At 51.1% G+C, this 5,565-nt stretch carries 7 protein-coding genes; 6 read left to right on the plus strand and 1 reads right to left on the minus strand.

Annotation, left to right across the window (positions count from 1 at the left end; all coding sequences use genetic code 11):
- Both FDW94_RS24135 and hpt read left to right on the plus strand, forming a co-directional pair.
- A partial coding sequence (locus FDW94_RS24135; protein WP_249358432.1) for a methyl-accepting chemotaxis protein occupies positions 1-420 on the plus strand: 420 nt, incomplete at its 5' end.
- 251 nt (positions 421-671) lie between these two features.
- The gene (hpt, locus tag FDW94_RS11140) at positions 672-1,208 is read left to right on the plus strand and encodes a hypoxanthine phosphoribosyltransferase (RefSeq protein WP_003018658.1); all 537 of its coding nucleotides are present in this window, start codon (positions 672-674) and stop codon (positions 1,206-1,208) included.
- Between the two features lie 70 nt (positions 1,209-1,278).
- Here the strand turns inward: hpt and can are convergent, their stop codons facing one another.
- Positions 1,279-1,941 carry a carbonate dehydratase gene (can, locus tag FDW94_RS11145; RefSeq protein ID WP_008786227.1) on the minus strand — a complete coding sequence of 221 codons (663 nt, stop codon included), beginning with the start codon at positions 1,939-1,941 and terminating at the stop codon, positions 1,279-1,281.
- Positions 1,942-2,049: 108 nt separating this feature from the next.
- Between can and FDW94_RS11150 the strand changes: the two genes are divergently transcribed.
- From FDW94_RS11150 to FDW94_RS11165, 4 genes are all read left to right on the plus strand, one after another.
- On the plus strand, positions 2,050-2,976 hold the full coding sequence (locus tag FDW94_RS11150; RefSeq protein WP_003829469.1) for an ABC transporter ATP-binding protein: 927 nt from the start codon (positions 2,050-2,052) through the stop codon (positions 2,974-2,976).
- Positions 2,973-3,743 (plus strand): ABC transporter permease, encoded by a 771-nt coding sequence (locus tag FDW94_RS11155; protein WP_008786229.1) that lies wholly within the window; start codon positions 2,973-2,975, stop codon positions 3,741-3,743. Before FDW94_RS11150 ends, FDW94_RS11155 begins: the two co-directional genes overlap by 4 nt.
- A gap of 103 nt (positions 3,744-3,846) precedes the next feature.
- Positions 3,847-4,287 carry a PTS sugar transporter subunit IIA gene (locus FDW94_RS11160; protein WP_080210193.1) on the plus strand — a complete coding sequence of 147 codons (441 nt, stop codon included), beginning with the start codon at positions 3,847-3,849 and terminating at the stop codon, positions 4,285-4,287.
- 61 nt (positions 4,288-4,348) lie between these two features.
- The coding region (locus FDW94_RS11165) for a polysaccharide deacetylase family protein (protein ID WP_137377605.1) at positions 4,349-5,565 on the plus strand (1,217 nt) is incomplete at its 3' end.

Consider the following 5,565-nt stretch of genomic DNA (forward strand, 5'->3'; position numbering starts at 1 on the left):
GCAGCCAAAGAGATCAAAGCGTTGATTGATAACTCAACCCACAGCGTGGGGATGGGATCTCAGCAGGTGTCGGACGCGGGTAAAACGATGAAAGAGATTGTCGCAGCGGTCACCCGCGTGACGGACATCATGGGGGAAATCGCCTCAGCCTCGGAGGAACAGAGTCGGGGGATTGAGCAGGTGAGTCTCGCGGTCTCGCAGATGGACAGTGTCACACAACAAAACGCCGCGCTGGTAGAGGAGTCTGCCGCTGCAGCCGCTTCGTTGGAACAACAAGCTGAACAGTTACGCCTGGCCGTGGCGGCATTTCGCATCACTCGCGATGCCTCCAACGGTGAGCATCGAAAACCACCTAAGGATACTCCACGAGCGACCTCTGCGGGGAGTTCGCCACAAGATCCGCACTGGGAAACGTTTTAGCCACAGACTGCCGTGCACTCCTGGTTTTGATTAATAAGTGTACAAAAAACGACGCAAACGGGTTCTCCTGTGAACTATCAGAGGAACCCGCTCTCTTTACTGGTATACTTCATCAACTGAATTGTTTGTATGCTGTCGCAAGTTTTGTGGTTAGAGCGGGTCGCCGTCTGTCAGTCGGTGTATCAACGTAAGCGCTTTCTTTCGATCTGCATGATGTGTCAACTGATAAAAATCAGTGAGTTATAGGGTTTATGAAACATACTGTTGAAGTGATGATCCCGGAAGCGGAGATCAAAGCGCGTATTGCTGAACTGGGGCGCCAGATTAACGAACGTTACAAGGACAGCGGCAGCGATATGGTGCTGGTTGGTCTGTTACGTGGCTCATTTATGTTTATGGCGGATCTGTGCCGTGAAGTGCATGTCTCTCATGAAGTCGATTTCATGACGGCATCCAGCTACGGTAGCGGAATGTCTACCACGCGTGATGTTAAAATCCTGAAAGACCTGGATGAAGACATTCGTGGCAAGGACGTGCTGATTGTCGAAGACATCATCGATTCCGGCAATACGCTGTCCAAAGTGCGTGAAATTCTGAGCCTGCGCGAGCCGAAATCCCTGGCTATTTGTACGCTGCTGGACAAACCTTCTCGTCGTGAAGTGAATGTTCCGGTCGAGTTTATCGGCTTCTCAATTCCTGATGAGTTTGTGGTCGGTTACGGCATTGACTATGCCCAGCGTTATCGCCATCTGCCGTATGTTGGCAAAGTAGTGCTGCTGGACGAGTAATTGGCTGGAGCGCCTGATGGCGCAGGTTTGTAGGCCGGGTAAGGCGTCGCCGCCTCCCGGCAATGTCACATTATTTATGGTTGCTGTGTTTCTGACTCAGGTTAGACAACCCCTGGCGATAGCGCTGTTCCAGCGTTTCGCGGCTGGTGGCGGTGACGTCGAGATCGCGCAGCAGGCCATCATGAATACCGTAAGCCCAGCCGTGAATGGTCACTTTCTGACCGCGCTTCCAGGCTGAACGCATAATGGTTGAGTGGCCCAGGTTATAGACCTGTTCCATGACATTCAGTTCGCACAGGGTGTCCATACGACGTTCCTGCGGCATTTCGCCCAGCAGTGAGCTGTGTTTGAACCAGATATCGCGGATGTGCAGTAACCAGTTATCAATCAGCCCCTGTTCTTTATTTTCAATCGCCGCCTGGACGCCGCCGCATCCATAGTGGCCGCATATAATAATATGTTCCACTTCCAGCACATCCACCGCATACTGAACCACTGAGAGGCAGTTCAGGTCGGTGTGAATAACCAGATTGGCAACATTGCGGTGAACAAATAATTCACCCGGTTCAAGACCGGTCAATCGTTCAGCGGGAACGCGGCTATCGGAACATCCAATCCATAGAAAACGCGGATTCTGGGCATGCGTCAGCGTTTCAAAAAATCCGGGATCTTCTTCTATCAGCATCTTTGACCATAGTGCATTGTTGCTGATGAGTGTATCTATGTCTTTCATGGAGTAGCACGACCCGAAGCCAGATAAATTCGATGGGCTAATATAGGGTAACTCCATCATTATTTAAACTATATATAAAATGTCAGAACGTAAGGTAAGTATAAAAACATGACCATTGCTCTGGAACTTCAACAACTTAAAAAAACTTACCCCGGTGGCGTTCAGGCGTTACGCGGGATAGATTTGCAAGTCGAAGCGGGTGATTTTTATGCGCTTTTGGGACCGAATGGCGCAGGAAAATCCACCACCATTGGAATAATCAGCTCGCTGGTGAATAAAACCTCCGGGCGGGTGAGCGTCTTCGGATACGATCTTGAAAAAGATACGGTTAATGCTAAACGCCAGCTTGGCCTGGTACCGCAGGAGTTTAACTTTAACCCGTTTGAAACCGTGCAGCAGATTGTGGTCAACCAGGCGGGTTACTACGGTGTTGAGCATAAAGAAGCGGTCAAACGCAGCGAACTATATTTAAAGCAGCTCGATTTATGGGAAAAACGTAACGAGCGCGCGCGCATGTTGTCTGGTGGGATGAAACGTCGTCTGATGATTGCCCGTGCGCTGATGCACGAGCCAAAATTACTCATTCTGGATGAACCAACGGCGGGCGTCGACATTGAGCTGCGTCGTTCCATGTGGGGCTTTTTAAAGGATTTAAACGACAAAGGCACCACCATTATTCTGACCACTCACTATCTCGAAGAAGCGGAAATGCTGTGTCGTAATATCGGCATTATTCAGCACGGCGAGCTGGTGGAAAACACCTCGATGAAGAGTCTGCTCTCCAAGCTGAAATCCGAGACCTTTATCCTCGATCTGGCACCAAAAAGTCCGCTGCCGAAACTGGAAGGTTATCAGTACCGACTGGTCGACACTTCCACACTGGAAGTGGAGGTTCTGCGTGAACAAGGGGTCAACAGCGTCTTTTCTCAGCTGAGCGCGCAGGGCATTCAGGTATTGAGTATGCGTAACAAAGCGAACCGACTGGAAGAACTGTTTGTTTCTCTGGTGCATGAAAAACAAGGAGATCGCGCATGATGCAGCTTTACTGGGTTGCGCTGAAAAGCATCTGGGCGAAAGAGATCCACCGCTTTATGCGTATCTGGATCCAGACTTTGGTGCCTCCCGTCATCACCATGACGCTCTATTTTATTATCTTTGGTAACCTGATCGGCTCGCGTATCGGCGAAATGCATGGCTTTAGCTACATGCAGTTTATTGTACCGGGGCTGATTATGATGGCAGTGATCACCAACTCGTACGCCAACGTGGCCTCGTCGTTCTTTAGCGCCAAGTTTCAGCGCAATATCGAAGAGCTGCTGGTCGCCCCGGTGCCGACGCACGTGATTATCGCCGGTTTTGTCGGCGGCGGCGTGGCGCGTGGCCTGTGCGTAGGCATTCTGGTGACGGCTATTTCACTGTTCTTCGTGCCGTTCCAGGTGCATTCCTGGGTCTTTGTGGCGCTCACGCTGGTGTTAACGGCGGTACTGTTCTCGCTGGCCGGCTTGCTGAACGCAGTCTTTGCTAAAACCTTTGACGATATCAGCCTGATCCCCACCTTCGTGCTGACGCCGCTGACCTATCTGGGTGGCGTGTTCTATTCGTTAACGCTGCTGCCGCCGTTCTGGCAGGGACTTTCGCATCTGAACCCAATTGTCTACATGATTAGCGGCTTCCGCTACGGCTTCCTGGGTATTCATGATGTTCCGCTGGTCACCACGTTTGGCGTGCTGGTGGTGTTCATTGCGGCGTTTTACTTGCTGTGCTGGTACCTGATTCAGCGCGGACGCGGCCTGCGTAGCTAATTCTTTCTTCCTCTCCTGACTCGGGAGAGGAAGACTTTTGATGCTTATCACCATTACCGATTTATCACCCTGATAAACTACTTGCCTGCTAAGGAGGTAGGCAATGTTAGGTTGGGTAATTACCTGTCATGACGATAAGGCACAGGATATGCTGCATCGTCTGGAGAAAAAGTACGGTCCGTTGGAGCAATGTCAGGCGGTAAGTTTCTGGCGTGGGCTCAGCTCGAATATGTTAAGCCGCATGATGTGCCATGCCCTGCATGCTACAGATTCAGGTGAAGGTGTGATATTCCTGACGGATATGGCCGGGGCTGCGCCTTACCGTGTGGCTTCGTTAATGAGTCATAAGCATCCCCAGTGCGAAGTGATTTCAGGTATCAGCTATCCATTGCTTGAGCGAATGATTTCGTCACGGGAATCGCTGAGCAGTTCTGCGTTTCGCGATTGCATCGTCGCGCTTGGCGGCCCCGAAGTCTCCAGCCTCTGGCATCAACAACAAAAAAATCCCCCCTTCGTGTTGAAGCATGATTTGTATGAGTATTAATCATTGGTATTGATGATGCTTTTGCTACAATAACCGAGGTTTCTCGCCTCGGTTAAATCATATGGTTATGCGCGTTCTGTTTGTTCTGTTGCTCCTGTTTTCTGGTGGCGTAGGTGCGGCCTTGCCCGCTCGCTATATGCAAACCACGGAAGATGCGGTGATCTGGGCGCATATTGGCAATAAGACGGAGACTGTCGGTAATTTACGCGCGGGACAGATTATTGCCGTTGAACCGGATGCAAAGGATTACTACACCTTCAACTTCGGTTTTGGCAAAGGCTACATCGACAAAGGGCACCTGGAACCTGTGCAGGGGCGTCAGCGTGTGGAAGACGGCCTGGGTGACTTAAATAAACCGTTGAGTAACCAGAACCTGATTACCTGGAAAGATACTCCGGTCTATAACGCGCCGGACGTAGGCAGTGCGCCGTTTGGTACGCTGGCTGAGAATCTACGTTACCCGGTGCTCAGTCGGCTGAAAGACAGACTGAATCAGACCTGGTATCAGATTCGCATCGGCGAACGGCTGGCCTATATCAGCGCGCTGGATGCTCAGCAGGATAACGGTATCCCGATTCTGACTTACCATCATATTCTGCGCGATGAAGAGAACACGCGTTTTCGTCATACCTCCACCACCACATCAGTGCGTGCGTTCAGTAACCAGATGACCTGGCTGCGCGATATGGGCTATACCACGCTGACGATGTATCAGTTAGAAGACTACCTCAATAATCGCGCAAACCTTCCGGCGCGTTCGGTCGTTATTACGTTTGATGATGGCCTGAAGTCCGTTAGCCGCTATGCGCATCCCGTCCTCAAGCAGTATGGCTTTAAGGCGACGGCGTTTATCATTAGCTCACGTATCAAGCGCCACCCACAGAAGTGGGATCCGAAATCGCTGCAGTTTATGAGTATTTCCGAGCTGGAAGGGATTAAAGATGTTTTCGACTTCCAGTCGCACACCCATTTCTTGCATCGGGTGGATGGCCAGCGACGACCAATTTTACTCAGCCGTAACTATCACAATATTCTGTTTGATTTTGAACACTCCCGTCGGGCGCTCGGGCAGTTTAATCCGCATGTGCTCTATCTTTCCTACCCGTTTGGCGGCTATAACGCGACGGCGGTGAAAGCGGCGCATGATGCCGGTTTTCATTTGGCGGTGACGACGGTGAAAGGGAAGGTGAAACCTGGCGATAACCCGATGTTGCTAAAGCGGCTTTATATCCTGCGGACGGATTCGCTGGAAACAATGTCGCGGCTGATAGTCAATCA

The sequence above is a fragment of the Citrobacter sp. wls757 genome (genome assembly GCF_005280935.1).
GTDB lineage: Bacteria > Pseudomonadota > Gammaproteobacteria > Enterobacterales > Enterobacteriaceae > Citrobacter > Citrobacter portucalensis.

What these genes read in the sequence shown, in the direction of transcription:
- hpt (WP_003018658.1), top strand. Translation starts at nt 672, where the DNA reads ATGAAACATACTGTTGAAGTGATGATCCCGGAAGCGGAGATCAAAGCG.
- can (WP_008786227.1), bottom strand. Translation starts at nt 1,941, where the DNA reads ATGAAAGACATAGATACACTCATCAGCAACAATGCACTATGGTCAAAG.
- FDW94_RS11150 (WP_003829469.1), top strand. Translation starts at nt 2,050, where the DNA reads ATGACCATTGCTCTGGAACTTCAACAACTTAAAAAAACTTACCCCGGT.
- FDW94_RS11155 (WP_008786229.1), top strand. Translation starts at nt 2,973, where the DNA reads ATGATGCAGCTTTACTGGGTTGCGCTGAAAAGCATCTGGGCGAAAGAG.
- FDW94_RS11160 (WP_080210193.1), top strand. Translation starts at nt 3,847, where the DNA reads ATGTTAGGTTGGGTAATTACCTGTCATGACGATAAGGCACAGGATATG.